The sequence below is a fragment of the Kaistella yananensis genome (assembly GCF_026107505.2).
Classification (GTDB): domain Bacteria; phylum Bacteroidota; class Bacteroidia; order Flavobacteriales; family Weeksellaceae; genus Kaistella; species Kaistella yananensis.
In genome coordinates this window covers 1-21,835 of sequence record NZ_JAPCHZ010000005.1, presented here as the reverse complement: position 1 = coordinate 21,835, position 21,835 = coordinate 1, and the positions used below count along the sequence as shown (strand labels likewise).

At 40.8% G+C, this 21,835-nt stretch carries 23 protein-coding genes and 2 tRNA genes; 11 read left to right on the top strand and 14 right to left on the bottom strand.

Annotated elements, in window-relative coordinates; translation table 11 throughout:
• Positions 1–63: 63 nt before the first annotated feature.
• Positions 64–612, bottom strand: coding sequence for a hypothetical protein (locus tag OK344_RS09320; RefSeq protein ID WP_265144533.1), 549 nt, complete (start codon positions 610–612; stop codon positions 64–66).
• A gap of 58 nt (positions 613–670) precedes the next feature.
• Between OK344_RS09320 and OK344_RS09315 the strand changes: the two genes are divergently transcribed.
• From OK344_RS09315 to OK344_RS09280, 8 genes are all read left to right on the top strand, one after another.
• Complete coding sequence (locus OK344_RS09315; RefSeq protein WP_306400484.1) at positions 671–1,174, top strand: DNA-deoxyinosine glycosylase; 504 nt, start codon at positions 671–673, stop codon at positions 1,172–1,174.
• Positions 1,171–1,818 (top strand): hypothetical protein, encoded by a 648-nt coding sequence (locus OK344_RS09310; RefSeq protein WP_265144532.1) that lies wholly within the window; start codon positions 1,171–1,173, stop codon positions 1,816–1,818. The genes OK344_RS09315 and OK344_RS09310 overlap by 4 nt, the downstream gene beginning before the upstream one ends.
• A 100-nt stretch (positions 1,819–1,918) precedes the next feature.
• A complete protein-coding gene (gene queA / locus OK344_RS09305) occupies positions 1,919–2,968 on the top strand; it encodes a tRNA preQ1(34) S-adenosylmethionine ribosyltransferase-isomerase QueA (RefSeq protein WP_088469060.1) in 1,050 nt (349 codons plus the stop codon).
• Between the two features lie 76 nt (positions 2,969–3,044).
• Positions 3,045–3,392, top strand: coding sequence for a four helix bundle protein (locus tag OK344_RS09300; RefSeq protein WP_265144531.1), 348 nt, complete (start codon positions 3,045–3,047; stop codon positions 3,390–3,392).
• A 50-nt stretch (positions 3,393–3,442) separates the two neighbouring features.
• Positions 3,443–4,477, top strand: coding sequence for a dual-specificity RNA methyltransferase RlmN (gene rlmN / locus OK344_RS09295; RefSeq protein ID WP_265144530.1), 1,035 nt, complete (start codon positions 3,443–3,445; stop codon positions 4,475–4,477).
• Positions 4,477–5,196, top strand: a complete 720-nt coding sequence (locus OK344_RS09290; protein ID WP_265144529.1) for a YoaK family protein — start codon at positions 4,477–4,479, stop codon at positions 5,194–5,196. The genes rlmN and OK344_RS09290 overlap by 1 nt, the downstream gene beginning before the upstream one ends.
• Positions 5,193–6,056 (top strand): YncE family protein, encoded by an 864-nt coding sequence (locus tag OK344_RS09285; protein WP_265144528.1) that lies wholly within the window; start codon positions 5,193–5,195, stop codon positions 6,054–6,056. Before OK344_RS09290 ends, OK344_RS09285 begins: the two co-directional genes overlap by 4 nt.
• A gap of 120 nt (positions 6,057–6,176) precedes the next feature.
• On the top strand, positions 6,177–7,154 hold the full coding sequence (locus OK344_RS09280) for a polyprenyl synthetase family protein (protein ID WP_265144527.1): 978 nt from the start codon (positions 6,177–6,179) through the stop codon (positions 7,152–7,154).
• A 2-nt stretch (positions 7,155–7,156) separates the two neighbouring features.
• On the opposite strand, the gene OK344_RS09275 is transcribed toward OK344_RS09280, so the two are convergent.
• The 9 genes from OK344_RS09275 to OK344_RS09235 form a co-directional block, all read right to left on the bottom strand.
• Positions 7,157–7,882: a DUF72 domain-containing protein gene (locus tag OK344_RS09275; protein WP_265144526.1), complete on the bottom strand. Its 726-nt coding sequence runs from the start codon at positions 7,880–7,882 to the stop codon at positions 7,157–7,159.
• Positions 7,872–8,474: a hypothetical protein gene (locus tag OK344_RS09270; protein ID WP_265144525.1), complete on the bottom strand. Its 603-nt coding sequence runs from the start codon at positions 8,472–8,474 to the stop codon at positions 7,872–7,874. Before OK344_RS09270 ends, OK344_RS09275 begins: the two co-directional genes overlap by 11 nt.
• A 15-nt stretch (positions 8,475–8,489) precedes the next feature.
• Positions 8,490–9,029, bottom strand: coding sequence for a type 1 glutamine amidotransferase domain-containing protein (locus tag OK344_RS09265; protein ID WP_265144524.1), 540 nt, complete (start codon positions 9,027–9,029; stop codon positions 8,490–8,492).
• A 71-nt stretch (positions 9,030–9,100) separates the two neighbouring features.
• Complete coding sequence (locus OK344_RS09260) at positions 9,101–9,634, bottom strand: ferritin-like domain-containing protein (protein WP_088469074.1); 534 nt, start codon at positions 9,632–9,634, stop codon at positions 9,101–9,103.
• A gap of 86 nt (positions 9,635–9,720) precedes the next feature.
• Positions 9,721–12,366, bottom strand: a complete 2,646-nt coding sequence (locus OK344_RS09255; protein WP_265144523.1) for a copper-transporting P-type ATPase — start codon at positions 12,364–12,366, stop codon at positions 9,721–9,723.
• A 75-nt stretch (positions 12,367–12,441) separates the two neighbouring features.
• Entirely contained in the window at positions 12,442–13,002 is a 561-nt protein-coding gene (locus tag OK344_RS09250) for a helix-turn-helix domain-containing protein (RefSeq protein WP_265144522.1), read from the bottom strand.
• On the bottom strand, positions 12,999–13,394 hold the full coding sequence (locus OK344_RS09245) for an acyl-CoA thioesterase (RefSeq protein WP_088469077.1): 396 nt from the start codon (positions 13,392–13,394) through the stop codon (positions 12,999–13,001). The genes OK344_RS09250 and OK344_RS09245 overlap by 4 nt, the downstream gene beginning before the upstream one ends.
• 28 nt (positions 13,395–13,422) lie before the next feature.
• Complete coding sequence (gene yaaA, locus OK344_RS09240; RefSeq protein ID WP_088469078.1) at positions 13,423–14,181, bottom strand: peroxide stress protein YaaA; 759 nt, start codon at positions 14,179–14,181, stop codon at positions 13,423–13,425.
• Between the two features lie 108 nt (positions 14,182–14,289).
• A complete protein-coding gene (locus OK344_RS09235) occupies positions 14,290–14,901 on the bottom strand; it encodes an L-threonylcarbamoyladenylate synthase (RefSeq protein WP_088469079.1) in 612 nt (203 codons plus the stop codon).
• A gap of 90 nt (positions 14,902–14,991) precedes the next feature.
• Between OK344_RS09235 and OK344_RS09230 the strand changes: the two genes are divergently transcribed.
• The 3 genes from OK344_RS09230 (at position 14,992) to OK344_RS09220 (ending at position 16,133) form a co-directional block, all read left to right on the top strand.
• Positions 14,992–15,064, top strand: a tRNA-Met gene (locus OK344_RS09230).
• Between the two features lie 55 nt (positions 15,065–15,119).
• Positions 15,120–15,192: transfer RNA gene (locus OK344_RS09225), tRNA-Met, on the top strand.
• A 248-nt stretch (positions 15,193–15,440) separates the two neighbouring features.
• Positions 15,441–16,133, top strand: a complete 693-nt coding sequence (locus tag OK344_RS09220; protein ID WP_265144521.1) for a class I SAM-dependent methyltransferase — start codon at positions 15,441–15,443, stop codon at positions 16,131–16,133.
• Here the strand turns inward: OK344_RS09220 and OK344_RS09215 are convergent.
• The 4 genes from OK344_RS09215 to mef(C) form a co-directional block, all read right to left on the bottom strand.
• Positions 16,130–17,716, bottom strand: a complete 1,587-nt coding sequence (locus tag OK344_RS09215) for a glycoside hydrolase family 10-like protein (RefSeq protein WP_265144520.1) — start codon at positions 17,714–17,716, stop codon at positions 16,130–16,132. The two genes, OK344_RS09220 and OK344_RS09215, sit on opposite strands and share 4 nt — an antisense overlap.
• A gap of 329 nt (positions 17,717–18,045) precedes the next feature.
• Positions 18,046–18,684 carry a DUF6266 family protein gene (locus OK344_RS09210; protein ID WP_265144519.1) on the bottom strand — a complete coding sequence of 213 codons (639 nt, stop codon included), beginning with the start codon at positions 18,682–18,684 and terminating at the stop codon, positions 18,046–18,048.
• A gap of 810 nt (positions 18,685–19,494) precedes the next feature.
• Positions 19,495–20,379 (bottom strand): Mph(E)/Mph(G) family macrolide 2'-phosphotransferase, encoded by an 885-nt coding sequence (gene mph, locus OK344_RS09205; RefSeq protein ID WP_225540531.1) that lies wholly within the window; start codon positions 20,377–20,379, stop codon positions 19,495–19,497.
• 3 nt (positions 20,380–20,382) lie between these two features.
• Positions 20,383–21,606 carry a macrolide efflux MFS transporter Mef(C) gene (mef(C), locus tag OK344_RS09200; protein WP_225540529.1) on the bottom strand — a complete coding sequence of 408 codons (1,224 nt, stop codon included), beginning with the start codon at positions 21,604–21,606 and terminating at the stop codon, positions 20,383–20,385.
• Between the last annotated feature and the right edge of the window lie 229 nt (positions 21,607–21,835).

The following is a 21,835-nucleotide window of genomic DNA, read 5'->3' as shown; positions in this document are numbered from 1 at the left end:
TCACTAAATTAAAAAAGGCTTCTGATTTGATCAGAGGCCTTTTTGTTGTTGACATTAACAACGTTATAACTGAACTTTTACCTTAAAACCGGAATTCATTTTCATCGTAATCTGGTCAGCGTTTACCGCATTGGCCTGGATTTCAAAAATTAATGAATTCTGGTTTGTCCTGAAATAATTAATGAGTTCTTCATCGGGAACCGAAAAGGTGATGTTGTTTTGATTTGTATTATTCGCCACTGTTGCGATCAGCTTTTCAGGCTGGTTTGGGGCTTTAATATAAATTCTTGCATTTTTAATCACATCGAGCTTGGTATCGAACTGCGAACTCACATATTCAATGTCTAAAGTGCTCATCTTAACCGATTTCAAGTTGTTGATGGAGTAGTTGGGGTTATTCTGCTTAATTTTCGCATCCAAATCAATATTCATAGGTATTTCCGGAGTTCTGGTGTAAGTTGTTGTACTTACGTTGGCAAACGGAACCGCTAATGTTGTGGTAAACGGTACATCAAAAGGCGGCAACACGTCCAAAACCGAATTCACGATATCTCTGCAGCTTGTTGTAAAAAACAGCACAAGCATTCCCATAATTAACGATAATTTTTTCATAACTGATTTTTTTAATATTTTTAAAGTCTGCATTTATCGTTCCAAATTCAAGGTGTAAATGCTGAGTCATAAAATGCAGAAACGAATTTCATCTTTCCCGCCAATCATTTCAGAAGGTTCTAAAATCCTGATTTTAGGTTCAGTTCCGGGTGTTAAATCGCTGGAAATGCAGCAATATTACGCACATCCGCAAAACCAGTTCTGGAAGATTATTTTTCAACTTTTCGAAGAAGATTTCACGGCAGATTACCGAAAGAGAACTGAAATTATCAGGAAAAATAACATCGCACTTTGGGATGTAATCGATTCCTGCGAACGCGAGGGAAGTCTCGACACAAAAATCCGCAATGAGGAGCACAATGATATTTTAAAAATTCTTCGACACCACCCTAATATAAAAGCAGTCTTCTGCAACGGCCAGAAATCATTCAAGAATTTAAAGAAAATTTTAGGTAAAGAATCAGAAATCCCAATATTTGTTTTACCTTCAACAAGTCCTCTTCATACGGTTTCATTCGATAAAAAACTGACGGAATGGGAAATCTTAAAAACATTTTTATGAGAAATTTTTATTTCTTGGCCTTTATTTTTGCGTTTGTGTTGAGCTCTGCACAGACTTATTCATTTGATACCGTCACCAAATACGTACTTAATAACGCGAAGAAAAAGGGTATTAAAGAATCGGTTAATTATTTTAATTCCGATGATTTTAATTATTTCCTAAAGGTTACAAGGGTCCCGGACTATCTTAGTGCCACACTCTTTGATTCCAAAACTGATCTGGCACATCATTTTACGGTAAAAGAAAGTAAGTCAAACGGAAACATTTTTTTCGCTTTTGAATATGATTATTCCTACAAACTCAACACGAAACATTTAATTAATCAAAAGCAGTATATTACTTTTGGTGAAATATCAGAATCTTACCCAAAGCAGGTTTCAATGCAGATTTTCAGTTCAAAAAAAGCAAATAAACCTATTGCTAAACATATTCTTACCCTGCAACCGGCCAGTAAAAATATGTTTCCAATGTTCGCTTTAAGCAGAAGTCTTAATTTTATGTTGACGAGTGATGCAGATTTACCGGGAAATTATATGGTAGTAAGGGACGATATCACCGAAAAAAAAGTGAGTTGTGAATTTGTGCTTGAAGATCATAACGATGTAAAACTTAAAATAACGCTTCCTAAAACGCTGAACTACTAGATAAATCGTTAATCGCTTGACTTTGCCTTTTCAAAGCCGTATATTTGCAGTCCGAAAATTATCTGGTTTTCGGGCTAATTTTTAAACCGTAATTTAAAAAATGAAAACATCTGATTTCAACTTCCACCTGCCGGAAGAACTTTTGGCAGAACATCCAGCAGAACACAGAGACGACGCTAAACTCATGGTGCTCAACCGTAAAACGGAAACCATTGAACATAAATTATTCAAAGACGTAGTAGATTATTTCGACGAGCACGATCTTTTTATATTTAACAATACCAAAGTTTTTCCTGCCAGACTCTACGGAAACAAAGAAAAAACCGGAGCTAAAATTGAAGTTTTCCTTTTGAGAGAACTCGATAAAGAAACTCGTGTGTGGGACGTTTTGGTTGATCCGGCAAGAAAAATAAGAATCGGAAACAAGTTATTTTTCACTGAAGACGAATCTCTGGTTGCAGAAGTCATTGATAACACCACCTCAAGAGGCAGAACGTTAAGATTTCTGTACGATGGATCTTACGAAGAATTCCGTGCTAAACTGAAAGAACTTGGCGAAACTCCACTTCCTAAATACATCAAGAGAGCCGTAGAACCTGAAGATGCAGAGCGTTACCAAACCATTTATGCAAAACACGAAGGGGCTGTAGCAGCGCCAACTGCAGGTTTACACTTTTCCAGACACCTAATGAAAAGATTAGAAATAAAAGGAATCGACTTTGCTGAAGTTACGCTTCATGTAGGTCTCGGAACTTTCAATCCCATCGAAGTTGAAGATTTAAGCAAGCATAAAATGGAGTCGGAAGAAGCCATTATCGATCAGCTGAATGCAGACATCATCAACAAAGCTGTTGCAGAGCAGAGAAGAGTTTGCGCAGTGGGAACCACTACCATGCGCGCTTTGGAAACTTCGGTTTCATCAAATAAAAAAATTGGCCCTTACCATGGGTGGACAAATAAGTTTATTTTCCCGCCACATGATTTCGGAGTGGCTAACTCCATGATTACCAATTTTCATACTCCAAAATCTACACTCATGATGATGGTTGCGGCATTTGCCGGGAAAGATTTCCTGATGCATGCTTATGAAGAAGCCATTAAAAACGAATATAAATTTTACTCTTACGGAGACGCAATGCTGATCCTGTAAGAATCAAGTAAAAAGTAAAAAGAGCCAGGTGAAGTGTAGTGTCATTTAAAAGTTTATATTTATTTAAATTTTTTAAATGATGAAACAGAACGATTTATTAGAACGAACTTTCGTATTTGGAATAGACTGTTTAAAGTTTTTAAGACAGCTACCTAACGATTATGAATACAGATTGATCCGATTTCAATTAGGTAAATCTGCCACTTCACTTGGCGCTAATTACGAAGAGTCCCAAGCCGGTTCTTCCAGGGCCGATTTTAAGAATAAATGCAGAATATCGCTACGGGAAGCGCGGGAATCAAATTATTGGCTTCGAGTTATCAATGCGCTTGAGGACAAACCTGAGGAAACTTTAGAAAAGCTTTTAAAAGAAAGTGCTGAATTAAAAAATATTTTTGGGGCAATAGTGAATAATACAAAGTAACAGCTCTTAACTCTTTTTACTTTTTACTTTTTACTTTGCTCTTTGGAACGATGAAAGATATACGGACATTAAGTTTAGACCAGTTAACCGATTATTTCAGAGAAATCGGGGAAAAACCTTTCCGTGCGAAACAGGTTTATGATTGGTTATGGAGTAAAAACCTCCATTCTATTGATGAAATGACGAATCTTTCAAAAGATTTACGCGATAAACTTTCAGCTGAATTTACCATCAATCCTGTTTCTGTGGATTTGCTGCAGAAATCAAAAGACGGAACCATAAAAAATGGAGTGAAACTTCACGACGGACTTTTAGTAGAATCTGTCTTAATTCCAACAGAAACTCGTACGACGGCCTGTGTATCCTCTCAGGTAGGCTGTTCCCTCAATTGTGAATTCTGCGCGACCGCTCGGCTCAAACGCATGCGGAATCTGGAAGTTGCAGAAATTGTGGACCAGGTTGCTTTAATCGACAGACAAAGTAAACTTTATTTCAACAGACCGCTTTCGAACATTGTATTCATGGGAATGGGCGAACCGATGATGAACTACAAAAATGTAGTAGATGCAGTAAGAAAAATTACTCAGCCTGAAGGTTTGGGAATGTCGCCGCGGAGAATTACCGTTTCTACATCAGGAATTCCGAAGATGATAAAAATGCTTGCTGATGAAGATTTGCGGGTAAAACTTGCACTTTCTTTACACTCGGCGATCGAGGCGAAAAGAAATGAGATTATGCCTTTCTCTGATAAGTTTCCGCTCACCGATATCATGGATTCTTTAAAATACTGGTACGAAAAAACAGGAAGTCCAGTCACTTTTGAATACTGTGTATGGAAACGAATTAATGATCAGGACGAAGACATCAAAGCACTCATCCGTTACTGTAAACAGGTTCCGAGTAAAGTGAATTTAATTCAGTACAACCCAATCGGCGACGGCAAATACGACAAATGCAACAAAGAAGCCGAGGAAAATTATGTACGCCAACTCGAAAATGCCGGAATCACTGTGCTGATCCGCCGAAGTCGGGGAGGCGACATTGATGCAGCCTGCGGACAGCTCGCCAATAAATCCAGTGAGTAATGTTCAGTCACATAGGAAAAACCCGCACCGCTAAGCATAATCTTGGGATTGCCTCACTGCTGAGTTTCGTCGCAGGTTTGGTAAATGTTGTGGGATTTTTCTCTGTTCAAAAGCTTACTACTAATGTTACCGGTCATTTTGCTTATTTTGTAGACGAAGCTTTCAAGCAGGATTTCCGGAGCGCCTTTCACGGGGCACTATATATCTTCTTCTTTTTTCTTGGAGCCTTTTTTTCCAACTTTATGGTTGAGATTTATTCGCGCCGGAAAGAAAATCTAATTTACATCATTCCTACCGTTACCGAAGCCTTTATTCTTGCAACGCTTGCAATCACCGGAAGTTTTCTGATTGAAAAAAATCCCGATCTTATCGCTTTCAGCCTTTTGTTTGCAATGGGAATGCAGAATTCTCTGGTTACAAGCATCTCGAACGCGGTAGTTCGTACGACGCACTTAACTGGACTTTTTACCGACATGGGAATTGAGTTTTCGCAGCTTTTCTTCTATAAAGATCAGAAACACAAAAAGAAACTCATAAAATCGATAAAACTGCGTTTAACCATCATCTGGCTGTTTTTCGCGGGTGGAGTTTCAGGCGGAATTCTTTACATGCATTTCGGGATCAGAACCCTAATGTTCGGAAGTTTCATTTTACTTCTGGGATTGCTTTACGATTTTGTGAAAATCCGCTTATTGCTTTTAAGACGTAAATTATCATGAAGAAATTAGTTTTCTTTTTTTCTTTTTTCTTTTTTTCTAACGGTTTCGCTCAGGAGACCGATTTTTTAAAGATCGCCAAATACCGGGTTTCTTATCTCAGCGATTCTTTGAAAGAAAATTCGGGCCTTGATTTTTTCCGTGGAAAACTTTACACCATGAACGACGGCGGAAATTCTTCTGAAATTTTCGAAATCGATAAATCTTCAGGTAAAATACTTAAAGCCATAAAAACCGGACTGCAAAATCACGACTGGGAAGCCATTGCGAGCGATTCTTTGCATCTTTATACCGGCGACTTCGGCAATAACGTCGGAACCAGAACTGATCTCAGGATTTATAAAATTCCGTTTGAAAATTCCTGTGAAACTAAGGTAATTTCATTCTTTTATCCTGAACAGAAGGATTTCAGCAGAAAAGTCTTAAAAACAGATTTCGATGCAGAAGCACTACTGATTCTGAATGGAAAAATACATGTTTTTACCAAAGAATGGTCTTCCAGATCGACAACACATTATGTCCTGAATCCTGACTTTACAGAAAATCAGGCCGCCGAAAAAACCGAAAGTTTCAAAACGGGTTTCTTTGTTACTGATGCTGCATATTTTCAGGGAAAGCTTTATTTAATCGGCTATACAAAGAATACGGAAGTTTTTCTGTCAGTCTTTGATGAAACGGAACCCGGCGTGTTTTTCAAACAACAGCCCAGAAAATATTATCTCGGTTCTTCATTGGTCATCGGCCAGATTGAAGGAATTGCGGTAGATGAAAGTGGAATTTATATTTCCGGAGAAGAATTCCGCACTGCTTTGGGTACTGCAAAACAGGCATTTTATTTTGTTCCCGCCGATAAAGTAAAGTAAGTTTTTTTCATCTGAAACAGAAAATCGATCGATCTTTTTATCTTTAATATTCTGCGAAACCTGCGGTAAATTTAATTATATTTGTCAATCTTTAACTTTCAACATCTTTATTCATAGTACGTGGCGAATACCATAGAAGAAATCAAGAAACCCATTTCCGGTGAAATGAAACTTTTCGAACAGAAGTTTTATGAATCCATGCAGAGCAATGTGCCGCTTTTAGACAAAGTTACGCGGTTTATTGTAACCACCAAAGGCAAGCAGATGCGGCCAATGTTTGTTTTTCTGTGTGCAAAACTGGTGGGCGAGGTGAATGAAAAAACCTTCCGCGGCGCCTCGATGATTGAACTTATTCACACTGCAACTTTGGTGCATGATGATGTGGTGGATGAAAGTTTCAAGCGCAGGAATTTCTTCTCCATCAATGCCTTGTGGAAGAATAAAATTGCGGTATTGGTAGGCGATTATCTGCTTTCTAAAGCAGTGCTGCTTTCTACCGACCATAAAGATTTTGATTTGCTTGCGGTAATTTCCCGAACCATCCGTGAAATGGCTGAAGGTGAACTTCTTCAGCTCGAAAAAGCGCGCAAACTCGACATTACGGAAGAAGTGTACTACGAAATCATCCGTCAGAAAACAGCTACGTTAATTGCTGCATGTTGCGAAATCGGAGTGGTATCTAACAATGTTGATGAAACGATGGCAAAAAAGATGATGGAATTCGGAACACTTACCGGTATGGCGTTTCAGATTAAAGACGATCTTTTCGATTACCTCACGTCAAACATTATCGGCAAACCTGTCGGGATCGATATTAAAGAGCAGAAAATGACTTTGCCTTTGATTTATACCTTAAAAAAAGCCACCGAAACCGACCGAAAACATTATTTCAACACGATTAAACGGTATAATAATGACACAAAGCGTGTGAAAGAACTCATTGCTTTTGTGAAAAGTTCAGGCGGACTCGATTATGCAATTTCAGTGATGAAAGATTACCAGCAGCGTGCGAAAGATATTCTGAATGATTTCCCGGATTCGGAAGCCAAACATTCACTAAACCTGATGCTGGATTATGTGATTGAAAGAAAATTTTAATGCTATTCCAAAAGTTTTTTCAGAAAAAGCGCATTCTTTAAAGCCGCAGTTCCCCACGTATTGTTGAAAAATACGAAGACTGTTTCTTTAGCCTTCTTTATTTCATCAGCTAAATTCATCAGCTCTTCATCAGAATATTCTGATTTGAAAAGAACGGGGACGCCATGCAGCCTGTAATACGCAAATTTATTGCTGTTTGTGATAAATTCGTCCGGAATTTCTTTCGGAAAACTCACTCCGGAGAAAACAATATTTTTTTCTTTTAAAGTTTTAAAAACTTCTTCATTCCACCAGGATTTGTGGCGGAATTCCACCACGTTCAGGAATTCAGGATCTACAGTTTCTATCAATTTTTCTAAATGTTCTTCACTGAAATGAAATGTCGGAGGCATCTGGAAAAGAAATCCCGCCAGCTTTTCTTTGATTCCGCTATGAATATGATTGCAGAAATCACCGGTTTCTGCTGCAGTGTTCTTCAGCCGCTTAATATGCGTAATGGTTTTAGGGATTTTAATGAAAAATTTAAAATCTTCACCTGTTCTCTCATACCAGTTCTGTAAAGTCTGTGGACGTGGCCTGCGGTAAAAAGTAGAATTGATTTCAACCGTATTGAATTGGGTTGCATAAAAGTTCAGCTGTTCTTTCGACGGTAAATTTTCCGGAAAGAAAAAGCCTTTCCAGTCGCGGTTTGAGAATCCTGAGCAGCCAATGTAGATTTTATTCTTCATGCTTAATGAGGCCCTCTGTAAGCGATTTCCACTGGAATTTGCTGCCTGCAATCATTCCGCCAACGGCAACGAGGCTGTTCCGGATTTTTTCAATCACATTCAGGTTTTCAGTGTTTGGAATTTCGTTTCTTCCGTGAACTTCAGCAATTATTTTCTTTCCCTCTCTCTTAATGAGGAAATTGGAAGTTGCTTTGGAATCAAAAAAGTGCGCAGTGGTATCTTCAGGTTTGGTTGGATCAGAAGTTGGCCGCACTCTGATGTAAAGACATTCTGAATTTTCGTCTTGCTCTTTTTCAAATTTTTCAACCTGAACCCAGTCGTATCCATCGCCGGTAGGATTATGAAGTCCCGGCACTTTTATTCGGAAATAATCTCCGACTTTCGGATGATCCAGCGATAATTTACCTTTACCGTCACGAAGTGAAAATTCCGCCTTTTCAGTTCCTGCAAAAAGTTCCCAGCAATTTACATCCAGGAAACGCCTTTTCACCTTGTCGAAATGGTCTTTTGCTAGCGCAACTGAATCCAGTTCGATTTCTGAAATGGTGTCGCTTTTTGCACCGGTTTTCTGTGGCGGAATTTTTTCGTGCACTTTAAGGATTTAATATTATGCTTTTCCGAATTCTTCAACAATTCTTTTGTTGAAAGCGGGTAAATCTTCGGGCTTGCGGCTCGTGGTAAGATTTCCGTCAGTTACCACTTCTTCATCTACCCAGTTTGCCCCTGCGTTCTGCAAATCTTTGGAAACGGCTTTAAATGAAGTCATCTTCACACCATTTACCACTGCCGCATTAATGAGCGTCTGAGGCCCGTGACAGATTGCAGCAACAGGCTTATTCTTGCTGAAAAAGTCTTTTACAAACTTTATCGCATCCTTGTCATCGCGCACCGCATCGGGATTTAAAACTCCACCGGGAAGCAGCAATGCATCATAATCGGATTCTTTGGCTTCTGAAACTGTTTTATCTACAGCTACGGAATTGCTCCATTCGTGGCCTTTCATGGCTTTAATTTCACCCGACTTCAGGGAAATAATTTCTACTGTTGCACCTTCGCTTTTGAGTGCATCTACTGGACTTTCAAGTTCCGACTGTTCGTAACCGTCTGCAGCCAAAACTGCAATTTTCTTATCTTTTAAACTCGACATATTTCTTTTATTTAGTGGTTGTAAAAAGGCAACAAAAAAATGTTGCATGAATAATTATTAACTGTGTGCAATTATTTTGCTTTAAGGTTGATTTCGGATTTTGCCAGTTTGGTTAAATCTTTATCAGTTGTTTTTTCTTCATTTAGCGTTTCAAGCATCAGCGAAAGTACTTCTTTCTGACCCAATAATTTAGCATAAGTTGCGATGGTACCATAAGATGCAATTTCGTAATGCTCAACCTTTTGTGCTGCGGCGATAATTGCTGCATCCCGCACTGCGCCCGGTTCTGTTTCTTCAAGGATTCCTTCAGCTTCTTTAATGAGACCATCCATGGCATCGCATTTTACAGCTTGGGGTTTCAGTTTCAGTGCTTTGAAGGCGTCTTCCAGTCTTTTCACTTGGGTTTTTGTTTCTGCTAAATGCCCGTTTACCGCGTCTTTAAGCTTTTTGGAAGTGGCATTTTTCGCCATTTTAGGCAGATTCTTAACCAGTGCTTTTTCTGCCCAGTAAAGATCTTTCATCCCGTCTACCATAAAATCTTTTAGTTTGTCAGCTGCATCAGCTTTAGGAGCGACTTTACCGCCTGTTGTTGTTTTCTTTGCCATAATTATATATTTTAATGTTTGGTTTCGGTTAAATTCCAGCTGAATCTTTAATACTGACCTTACAAAACTTGATGGCTCTGAAAAAATTAGCTTTTTGGAATATTTAAGTTTACCCTGTTTAATCTCAACGAATTCAGAATTACAGATACAGAACTGAAACTCATTGCTGCCGCTGCAATCATTGGACTCAGCAGGATTCCGAAGATCGGGTACAGTACTCCTGCTGCAAGCGGAATGCCAAACACATTATAAATAAATGCGAAAAAAAGATTCTGTTTAATATTTTTCAGTAAATGTTCGCTTAAAATCTTTGCTTTTGCCACGCCCAAAATATCGCCTTTAAGCAACGTGATTTCTGAACTTTCGATGGCAACATCGGTGCCGGTTCCCATGGCAATTCCTACGTTAGACTGGGCCAGTGCAGGCGCATCATTGATTCCGTCGCCCGTCATTGCCACTACATTTCCGGCGTCCTGAAGTCGCTTAATTTCTGCCAGTTTATCCTGCGGAAGCTGGCTTGCAAAATATTTTGTAATTCCTACTGATTCGGCAACCGCTTTTGCGGTGTGTTCGTTGTCGCCGGTCATCATAATTACTTCTACATTGTTTTTCTGAAGATATTCGATGGCCTGTTTCGAAGTCTGTTTAATTTGATCTGAAAAGCTCAGGAATCCGAGAATTTTGTCCCCGGAAGATAAGTAAGAGATGGTTTTCGCTTCATCCTGCTTGCGGATGACTTTGTTTTTAAGTTCTTCAGGAATGTTGATGTTGAAGTGGTTAAGTAATGCTTCATTTCCCAGGAGAACAGTTTGGCCATTGATGATTCCTTTAATTCCTTTTCCGGAGATATTCTCGAAGTTTTCAACTTTATCAAGTACAGAATTTTCTTTCTTGAATTCATGGAGAACTGCACCGGATAAAGGATGCTCTGAATTCTGGTTCAGTGCTGCCGCCAATTTCAGGAGTTCATTTTTATCGGCGTTTTCTGTCACGTAGATTTCATTCAGACTTGGTTTTCCTTCGGTTAAAGTTCCAGTTTTATCTGTAATCAGAATATTGACTTTCTGCATCTGTTCCAGCGCTTCAGCATTTTTAATAAGAATACCATTTTTGGCGCCTTTACCGATTCCCACCATGAGACTCATTGGTGTCGCCAGTCCCAAAGCACACGGACAGGCAATGATCAGCACAGCAACCGCATTTATAAAGGCCAAAATCAGACGGTTTTCGCCACCGAAAATATACCATAGTATGAAAGTGAGCACCGCTGCCACAATAACTGCCGGAACGAAAATCTTTGAAACTTTATCCGCAAGTTTCTGGATTGGGGCTTTGCTTCGGCTGGCTTCATTTACCATTCGGATGATTTGGGAAAGCAAAGTTTCATCACCGATCTTTTCAGCTTTCATGATAAAAACACCGTTGCCGTTGATGGTTCCGGACGTTACATAATCATTGGTTTTCTTTTCAACCGGAATGGGTTCTCCGGTTATCATACTTTCGTCGATATTGGAGATTCCTTCGGTTATCTTTCCGTCTACCGGGATTTTCTCACCTGGTTTTACGCGCAGCAGGTCGCCGATTTTAACCTGGGAAAGCGGAACTCTTTTTTCGGTTCCGCCGGTGATTAGATTTGCTTCGTCCGGGGAAAGATTCATCAGTTCTTTAATGGCATTTCCGGTTCTTTTATGTGCGCCGGCTTCCATCAGCTGTCCTAAAATTACCAGCGTCAGGATAACGCTCACCGCTTCAAAATAGAGGGGAACTTTTCCATCGTGAACCATCTCGTGAGGAAAAATATCCGGAAAAAAGAGGGCCGTAATACTGAATAGAAATGCAGCAGCTACGCCCAACGCAATGAGTGAAAACATGTTCAGGTTCCAGGTTTTAAAGGAAACCCAGCCACGCTTCATTAAAAACCAGCCGGCATAAAAGAGCACCGGAAGCGTTAAAACTAATTCTAAAATCCCCTGAACCTCATGGGAGAACGGAAAAGTAAACAGCATCCCGCCCATGGAAAGGATAAATACCGGAAGCGTAAATATTAACGCGATAATGAATTTCTTTTTCAGAATATTAAAGGTCTCATCTTCGTCATCATTGGATTTCGAAGGAATCAGGACCAGATCCATACCGCAAATCGGGCAGTCGCCAGGCTCGTTTCGGACGATTTCGGGGTGCATAGGACAGGTATATTTGGCTGCTTTTGTTTTCTCAGGATATTTTACGAGATCCATTCCGCAAACCGGGCAGCCTACGTTGGAATCGTAAACTTTGTCGCCTTCGCAGTACATCGGGCAGTAATATTTTCCGGCATGATTTTCCGCATTGGCAGAAGGCGGCTCAGGATGATGCGAATGGGAATGTGTAGCGCCGTGGTGCTGGGTGTGTTGGGCAGCATTTTTAATTAAATCCTGTGTAATTTCTTCCAGATGCATGTGACAAACCGGGCAGCCGGTATCGGAAGCGTAGGTCTTATCACCTTCGCAGAACATGGGGCAGAACCAGTCACCGATTTTATCTTTAAAGTTTTCGGGTAAATTTGTTTTGGAGAAGGTTTCCGGCTTATTCTTATAATCATCTCTTTCCTCAATGGGAACAAGGAACATGTTACAGACCGGACAGCGTTTTCCGGATGCGAAATATACTTTTTCGCCTTCGCATTCCATTGGGCAGTAATACACGGAACTTGGCGAAATTCTTTCTGAAGGATGGGTATGATGATTTTCCATATGCTTATTTATTGTTCAAATTTCTTAAAATGAAACCGAACACTGTTATAAATATATGGAAGAATCTTATACTTTTCAGATTTTATCGAGGGGAATGCGGTTTTTTACTTTCAGTTTTTTGAATTCCGAAGGGGTAAAACCTGTACTGTTCCGGAATTGTGAAGACAGGTGCTGAACACTTTTGTACCCAAGTTTTCCGGATATTTCGGTTAGAGAGAATTCATCATAAAACAAGAGCTCTTTTACTTTTTCAATCTTCTGAAGGATGAAATACTGCTCGATCGTCACACTTTCTTTCTGTGAAAACATTTTTGATACGGCGCTGTAATCGCGGTGCAGTTTTTCCGAAATAAATTTGGAAAGGATGAAGTCTTCCGGAATATCCAGTCCATCAATCAGCAGGATCAGCTCTTTTTTTACTTTGGCAATAAGCTGGTGTGCAGCATCTTCAAGAATCTCAAAACCTGCTTCCTTAAGACGCTGATTAAGTTCCTGCAGGTCTTCGGCTTCCAAATGATTTTTTATTTCAACTTCGCCCAGTTCAACCGCGGAGAATTTCAGTCGGAAATCTGTCAACACTTTTTCTACCGCAGCGATACAGCGGTTACAGACCATATTTTTGATATAGAGTTTCATTCTACATTTTTCAGCCGGTCAGACACAAATTCGATTTTGGTTTTTCCGTGTTTGGTTGGTTTTCCTTCTTCATCTACGCCTACAAAAATAATTTTATCAATAGTAATGATGGTTTGCCTGGTCATCATATTGCGAACTTCGCAGGTGAGGGTGATGGAGGTCTGGCCGAAATTGGTGGCTTCAATCCCGATTTCAATAATATCGCCCTGTTTTGCGGAACTGATGAAGTTGATTTCAGAGATATATTTGGTAACACATCTTGGAGTTTCCAGCTGAACAATGGCGTAAAGCGCGGCTTCCTCATCAATCCACTGCAGAAGTCTGCCTCCGAAAAGGGTATGGTTAGGATTTAAATCTTCAGGTTTGATCCATTTTCTGGTATGGTAGTTCATCTTTTTTAAATTTAATGGTTGACAGTGATTAACGGGTAAAAACAAGTTTTGTTTTGGTCGAAAGCTTTTCATCGATACGGTAGCCTTCGAGGTTGAAGCTTTTTACATCATTCAGGGTTTTTGCCTGCTGCTGTGCACAGTAGCGTACCATCAGTCCGCGGGCATGTTTGGTGTACACCACGATGGTTTTGAGTTTTCCGTCTTTCAGTTCAAAGAAATCGAAGTCGATTACCGGTGCATTAAGTTTATTTCTATCGAGTGCTTTAAAATACTCACTGCTGGCTAAATTCAGGATGATATCGTTGCTTTTCAGTTCGCTGTTGAGTTTTTCTGTAAGTTTATCCCGCCAAAAACTGTAAAGGTTTTTATAATCATCAAACTCGAAATTCCTGCCCATTTCCAAACGGTAGAGCATTACTTTGTCTGATGGTTTCAGCAAGCCATACAGACCGGAAAGAATTCGGTAGTTTTTCTGAAGATAGTTGACTGCTTTTTTATCCAGTGTTTTCGCATCTAATCCCCGGTACACTTCGCCGGTGAAGGCAAACATGGCAGGAGCAGACTCTCTGGAAGCGGGTCTGGGTTTCCATTTTTGGTTTCTTTCCCAATTTTCATCTGCAAGTTTTGCCGAAATCTCCATGAGTTCCGAGAGATATTTAGGGGTTTTTTCTTTTAAATGGGAGTGAATAAATGCTGCTTCCTCAATGAACGCTGGGGTAGTAGGTTTCAGAAAATCTGTTGAATTTTCTATGTTCATGAGTTTTGCAGGAGAGGTAATAATTTTCATTGAGATGATGGTTGAAAATTTTAAAGCTGATAATATTCTTAAGGAATTAGCTGTGTTAGTAGTGGAATGTCTTTGAAAAAAACTGACGCACGGAATTAGTACAAAAAGCTACACAATTCCTTTCCCCTGGCGGATGATGTCGGGTTCGCCGCTGGTTAAATCTACGATAGTGGAAGCCACATTGTCACCGTATCCGGAATCGATAACGATATCGACCAAATGATCATATTTCTCTGCGATCAGCTCGGGGTCGGTAGAATATTCGATGACTTCATCATCATCTTTGATGGATGTGGAAGCGATGGGGTGCCCAAGTTTTTCCACAATCAGCTGGGGGATTGGATGGTCGGGAACGCGGATACCTACCGTCTTATTGCCTTTGTAGGCCAGGGGCAGGCTTTTGTTTGCTTCGAGAATGAATGTGAACGGTCCCGGGATCTTGCTTTTTAGAAAGCGGAAGACTGGCGTGTCGATCGCACGGGTAAAGCTTGATAAATGACTTAAATCGTTACAGATAATAGAGAACTGGGCTTTCTCGAGTTTTACTTTTTTGATGTGTGCCAGCTTCTCCATCGCGCGGATGTCGAAAATATTACAACCCAACGCATACACCGTATCAGAGGGATAGATAATAATTCCGCCGTTGTTGAGAGATTTAACCACCTCAGCAATAAGGTTTTCCTGTGGATTATCGGGATAAATTTTTAATATTTTAGCCATAGCACAAAGTTATTAAAATATGGTGAAATAAAAATTATTGCACGAAAGCTTGCTCTGAAACAAAATATTCGTATATTTGCAGTCCAATATCGCGGGGTAGAGCAGTAGGTAGCTCGTCGGGCTCATAACCCGGAGGTCGCACGTTCGAGTCGTGTCCCCGCTACTAAATTTAAGTTTCTGTAAGGTATCGCGAGCCGCAGAAATTTCTGAAGATACATCGCGGGATGGAGCAGTAGGTAGCTCGTTGGGCTCATAACCCAAAGGTCATCGGTTCGAGTCCGGTTCCCGCTACTAAGAGAGAATTACGAAAGTGATTCTCTTTTTTTTTGTGGCTGGTGGTGAACATGTAACGGGTCAAGACCAAAACCTGTGGGATTACGGATCAAGACCAAAACTTATTTCAATTTACACACAACTTTTGTAATTGATCGGGATTCTGGTGATTAATCTGTTTTGAAATGCTACTTAGAGATTTGACTTTTAGAAGGAAGAGCACCATTATTTTGATATCTTTGTTTTACGAAAAGAACCCTGCCCATATGATTGACCTTCCCGGAAAAGCCATCCATGATTTCCATTTTACTGAGCGTAGAAAGAAGCTTTTTGTTCACGACGAATTTGGGCCCAAAGTAGAGATGCCTGTTTCCTATTATTTCAGAAACTTCAGGAAGATGCCTGAACTGGAAAGGGTGGCGATTGAAGAATGTTCCGGTAAAGTGCTGGATATTGGTGCTGCCGCGGGTTCGCATGCTCTGGATCTTTCTAAAAAAGGTCTCGATGTTACCGCACTGGAAATTTCTCCGCTCGCGTGTGAGGTTATGAAGGACAGAGGGGTCGCCAATGTTATCTGCGAAGATTTTTTCACCTTTGAAGGGCAGAAATTCGATACGCTGCTTCTGCTGATGAACGGGATCGGCATTTCATCGACTTTGGAGGGTTTCAGGGAGTTTCTGAAAAAAGCCTCAACACTGCTGAATAATGACGGTAAGATTGTTTTCGATTCCTGCGACATTGCTTACATGTACGAGGATGTTCTGCAACCCTACAACAAATACTATGGCGAAATCAATACCCGCTACGAATTTGACCAGCAACTTACTGACTGGTTCGGGTGGCTGTATCTGGACCCTGAAACCATGATGGTGATTGCAGCCGAAGAGGGATTTCACGCCGAGGTAATTTTTGAAGACGACAATGACCAGTATCTGGCGGTACTTACTAAAAACGCTTAAAGCTTCACCGCATCGTAATCACTCTCATTGCTTAACCTGTCGATGGCTTTAATGGCTACGGTATTGAGTTTTTTACCGTTTCTGGTAAGCGGAAGTGTGTTGCCTGTATGATCGCGGTCCAGGATTTTAGTTTCCCAGGTATCGCCATATTTGGCAAAAAGTACCCAACGGAAGACTGTACCGTTTTCCTTTGAATCCCAGTTCACCCTGTAACCGTCACCTGATTTTGCTCCCGAGAGGGTCGGCGTCATGATTTTCTTTGTTTTAATCCACGGGGTTGCAGGCACCAGCGCATCCTCACGATAGAGGTTTTTCACCGCACTCAGCATTTCCGGGCTTTTCTTAAGACCATCGGTGCTGTAATGAATTTCACCTGCGCCGTTCTTTGGCAGCATGCGGCGGATGGTGTTCATCTGGCCGGTAATTTCATTAGGTTTGTTATCAGCTTTTACCCCTACGGTATTCAGGCCTGGCCACAGATGGATGTTCTTGATGTTTTCGTCTTTCCACCACTTCAGGAGGGCAGAAAAACTCTGTGCGCCGCCTTCTTTCCAGTAGAGCTGTGGCGAATAATAATCGCACCAGCCTTCATTCAGCCAAAGCTTTGCATCGGCATAAAGTTCATCATACTGTGAGGAGCCTGTAACGCCGGCAGGATAGCCCGGTTTCCAGATTCCGAAAGGAGAAATCCCAAATTTTACGGTAGCTTTCTCCGCATGGATCTCATCGTGAAGTCTTTTGATGATCTTATTCACATTAGCCCTGCGCCAATCTGCGCGGGAAAGGGTGCCGCCGGTTTTTTTATACTGATTCCACGTTTTGTCATCGGGGAAATCCTTTCCGCCGTGGTATTCTTTATAAGGATAGAAATAGTCGTCGATATGCACCGCATCGATGTCGTAACGTTTTACCAGATCTTTAATGACACTGGAGACATGGTTTTGTACCCTTTCATCAGACGGGTCCATCCAGTACATTCCGTTTCTCAGTTTATATACACTTTGTGACATGACCGAGGCCATGCTTGAGGATGTTACAGCGCCGCCGGTGGTGTGGTGGGCACGGTAGGGATTCATCCAGACATGGAGTTCCATGCCGCGTTTGTGTGCTTCTTCAATCCAGAATTCCAGGGGGTCGTAATAAGGGGAAGGTGCTTTGCCGGTCTGCCCAGTAAGGAAATAAGACCAGGGTTCCAGATCGCTTTTGTACATGGCATCTGCAGAAGGGCGCACCTGAAAGATCACCGCGTTGAAGTTGGCACCTTTCAGCATGTCGAGCAGCTCAATGGCCTCGTCTTTCTGTTGTTGGGTCGTGAGGTTGTTTCTTGTAGGCCAATTGATGTTGGCCACGGTAGCGATCCACGCTGCGCGGAATTCGCGATTGATTTCCGGGAGGTTGACTTTTACCACATCGGTTCCTGCAGAGGGGAGCGGGTTCGCCGGAGTCTTTGGAGGGACAGGTTTGGTCACCTGACTCTTCTTAGCTGTACTGCGGTTCTTTACCTGAGGTTTCTGGGTAGTACAGGAATTGATAAAAACGGCTGCTGCCAGCAGAAGGCTATATTTTAGGTTGCGGATATTCATGAAGCAAAAATACTACTATATCTGAAACTGAAAAATTTGGGATTGCGTATGTGGGTGCAGATGTTAATAAAATATCATCCTGCACTGCTGTAATCCCAATTTTGTAAACGGGCTTACGGGATGCATTTTTTATTTTTAAACAGATCCATGGTCATGAATTGTGTTTTAGAAAGTTTTAGACAGTCATCTAAATTAATGAAAAAAAGATTAATTGTGATTTTTGTAGATGAGAGACACTTTGCATTTCTGTTGAGAGGCCATGCTTTACTATTACTGGAAAAGAGACGCAAGGCATTGCGTCTCTTGTGGTGGGCTGTGTTTTGGTGGCTTTAGATAATGGTGCCCGCGTATACGGAGTTCGATACCTCTTCACCCAGGGTGTCCCGAAAGGCGAGCCAGACATAGAGGTCCTGACCTACCATTTGTGGCGGGACATTGGCGGTATAGGTTCCGGCGGTGCGCTGGGCTGCATTTTCGACAAAGGAGGTGAGGGGCTGGTCTTTTGCCGCAATGAGGATCTGCACCCAGTCGGTTTCACGGGCTGGGTTACCGGCAGAATTGTCCTGCCAGGTTACGGTGAGGGTTTCCGGAGTGGGCAGGGTTAGGGTCAGGGGTACGGCAGCCAGTAAAGATCCTTTTGAAAAGGAGATGGAAGGATACTGAGGGGTAATGGTTCCTGCCGCAAAATCGATCAGGAAATTGGTCATCAGGTTGGTCATTGCGAGGTTGTAACATGATTTCATCCCGATGCGTCTTCCGAAATGATCACAGGCGTAGGCACGGTAAGACTGCATGAATTCTGCGCTTAATCTCATGCGTTGGTAAATGAGCAGCTGTTTTGCACTTGGTGCCGAAGTTCTTTTGCGGGGACGGATTTTGGTGAATTCGTTTCCGAACATGTTGGCTACTACGATTCGGCCGGTTCGGCCCGAGGTTCCTGATAACAGGGAGTCATAAATTTTACCCATGGTATTTAGTTTTAATTGGTTAATGGTGTAAAGTTGAGGATTTAGAAGACGTGTTTAGAAAAGGAGGAAAAAGTTTCCAAAATTTTCCATTCGTTTCTTTACCTGTCATTAAAGGAGCGGTTTTATCCATTAATGGGATTGGTATCCTAAGTGTTCTTTATTCTGTAAAGGCCTGTTGCGAGGCTGGTTTAAGGGGAAAGAGGAAGCAATGACCGAAAAGAGATGAGTGCTTTTCACTATCCCCTGTATATGATTTGTCTAAGGGTTGTATATCCATTCTATATCCGGTGTATATAGACTAGCCGTATACTGTTCGATGTTGGAGTGATGAGTGATGGATGATGGGTGCGGGATGCTGGATGCGGGATGCTGGATAAAAAAGCAGGTACAGAAGGAAAAAAGGGGTAATTATGGTTCGCCGTATTTTGGTGGAGGAGGTTTTTGTAGTTTTGAAAAGGCTAAGGTTGTAAAGTGGCTCAAAGTCGGGAGACTTTGCGCAGCAGGTGCTGTTCATGTGGAAAGCTTATCCATATGATTGCCGCGGTGGTTACCGGTGGAAAAAGAAAAAACGGCATGATCGAAAATGATGTTCGCATTTTGCATAACTTCAGCATTTCGCATTTTGTATATCTCAAAGTTATAAAAATATAAATGACTATACAACAAGGGTTTAAAAATTTGGCAGTCTGGAATAATCTTCGCATATTTGAGAGTTAGCTGCAAGGCTACACAACACCGCTAATAGACAAACATCCCTTGAAATAATAGGGAGCTGACCCGATTAAGGTGTCAGCCCCTACTAAAAAAATTCTACTCAACACCTAACTGTAATTTTGCAGAACTAAGATGAATTTCATCTTGTGTTTCTAAAGCAAAATATCCATAAGCTAAAGGTGCGGCAGCAGCTCGCTCAACTGCTTGTTCAAACAGTTTATCCCATACTTCTCCACCTTGTTTTTCGTATGCCGAAATTAAATTTTTCAGACTTTCTACACCAAAAACAGTGACGTGACCTGAAAAATCTTGTGCTATATCGCTGACTTGTGCTGTTGACCAATCAATAATTCCACACAATTCTCCATTGATATGAGTAAGGGTGTGACCTGCATACAAATCACCGTGAATGAATTTTGTAAAATTCGGCCATAAGGCATCATTATCCACCCATTTTTGGTATCGATTTTCTAATTCGGTACTTATACCTAATTCAGATTTCACCAAAAGCAATCTTTCTGAAATCTCATTTCTGGCTTGTTCTGCCGTCAACACTTTTAATCCGTTACTAAGAACCTCTTGCGTTGGAATGGAATGAAGTTCAACCAAAACCTTCGCCAACGATGGAATGTAAAGTTCGCTGTCTTTAGCCATATTCCAAGTTACTTCATAGGTCTCAGTATCATAAGTTAGTGCAGGCTTTCCATCAAGCAAAGGATAGGCTACAAGTTCTTCATTAGCTATACGCCAGTCAGGAACTTGTACCGAAAGGTATTTCGACACCAATTGAAGAATACGTTTCTCATTCGCAATCTGTTCGCCTAAGTCTGTTCTTCTTGGGATACGCAACAACCACTTTGTCCCATCCTTATCTGTAGCGAAACCAACCTTAAAGTCAATTCCCATATCGTTAAAACTCATTTCATCCGAAAGAAATAAACCATTTCTTTCCGCTAATTTTTGAATATCTCTATTTTTCATTTTTTAAACTTTTTTGATTTTACCTAATAGCATTAAGTTGCGAGTGCTAAACGAAAGAATACCCACAACGATTGCCAAACAACCGCTTATGATAAACGTACTATTTACACCAATAACTTCTGCAATTAGACCTGTGAATAATAAACCGATTACACTTGGCAAAACTGCCAAACTGTAATAAAGTGAAAATACACGTCCTAATTTTTCAGGACTTACCTCTGTTTGTACAATTGCTGTAAAACAGCCATTGAAAACGGACAGACTGATACCGCCAATGGCTGTTACCATCACAAATCCTACAAACCAACTTGCAGGTAATACACCACTCAAAATAAATGTAAGTCCCAATAATACATACATAACATTGACTGCGACTACTTTTGAGCCTTTTAATTTGAAAATACTCAGGATGACACCGCCAATAAGCATACCTCCGCCCCAAACCACTTCTACAATTCCCATCTCCCATTTTCCTCCTGCATAATGCCCTGTTGTAAGCAACGGAAACATAATAGCAGCTGGCATTATAACAAAGGTTATCGCCATTGCATAAAGAAAAAGATAACGCAAACCTTTGTTTTTGGAAACAGTCTGAAACCCTTCAGAAAATTCTGTAGCAATAGAATGTGCAGACGATTTTGACTTCGCAACCACATTGGGAATTTTCACCATCACGAGTGAAAGAATAGCCAGCAATGCTCCAATCAAATCCAAGTACAATACTTTTGAAATGGGAAGATACGCAATGGCTAATGTGCCAATGGCAGGACCACCAATACTGCAAACCGAATGTAACACCTGATTAATTCCTGCTACCTTTATCAATTCATTTTGGGGTACAATCAGCGGAGCTATTGCCTGTAGTGCTGGAGCGTGAAAAGCATTACCAACAGAGCGTAAACCCAATAAAATGTAAATCCATATCAGATTAACATTTTCATTTTGTAGAATGACGAGTAACACAAGGGCACAGACAGCTATAAAAGCATCCGAAAAAATCATTACATATTTACGATTGAGACGGTCAACATATACCCCTGCAATTAAACCTACCAATGCCTGGGGCAACATTGCTGCTATTCCAGCGTAGGCTAAAACTTCGGCTGAATTGTACTCCAGACTAAGCCATATAACAATAGCGAACTGAACTGCATAACTTGTAAGCATTGAAGCAAACTGTCCAGCCCATATAAACATATAGGTCTTAAACCATTTACGGTTTTCCATAAAAACTTGATTAAATGATACAACAAAATAATTGTAGTATAATACTAAATAGTACTATACCATAAAAGTGGGTTTGAAGAGAATAACCCTATTATTTAATCCAAGGCTTAGCCACGTGTTGTATACTTTTTGGAAGTGAAGCCACAAAAGTACAAATTATTATCTCAAAAAATAAGCTATTTTAGCAAAATTAAGCCCAGCAGCTAATAGCTAAGTTTTCGTTGCGTGC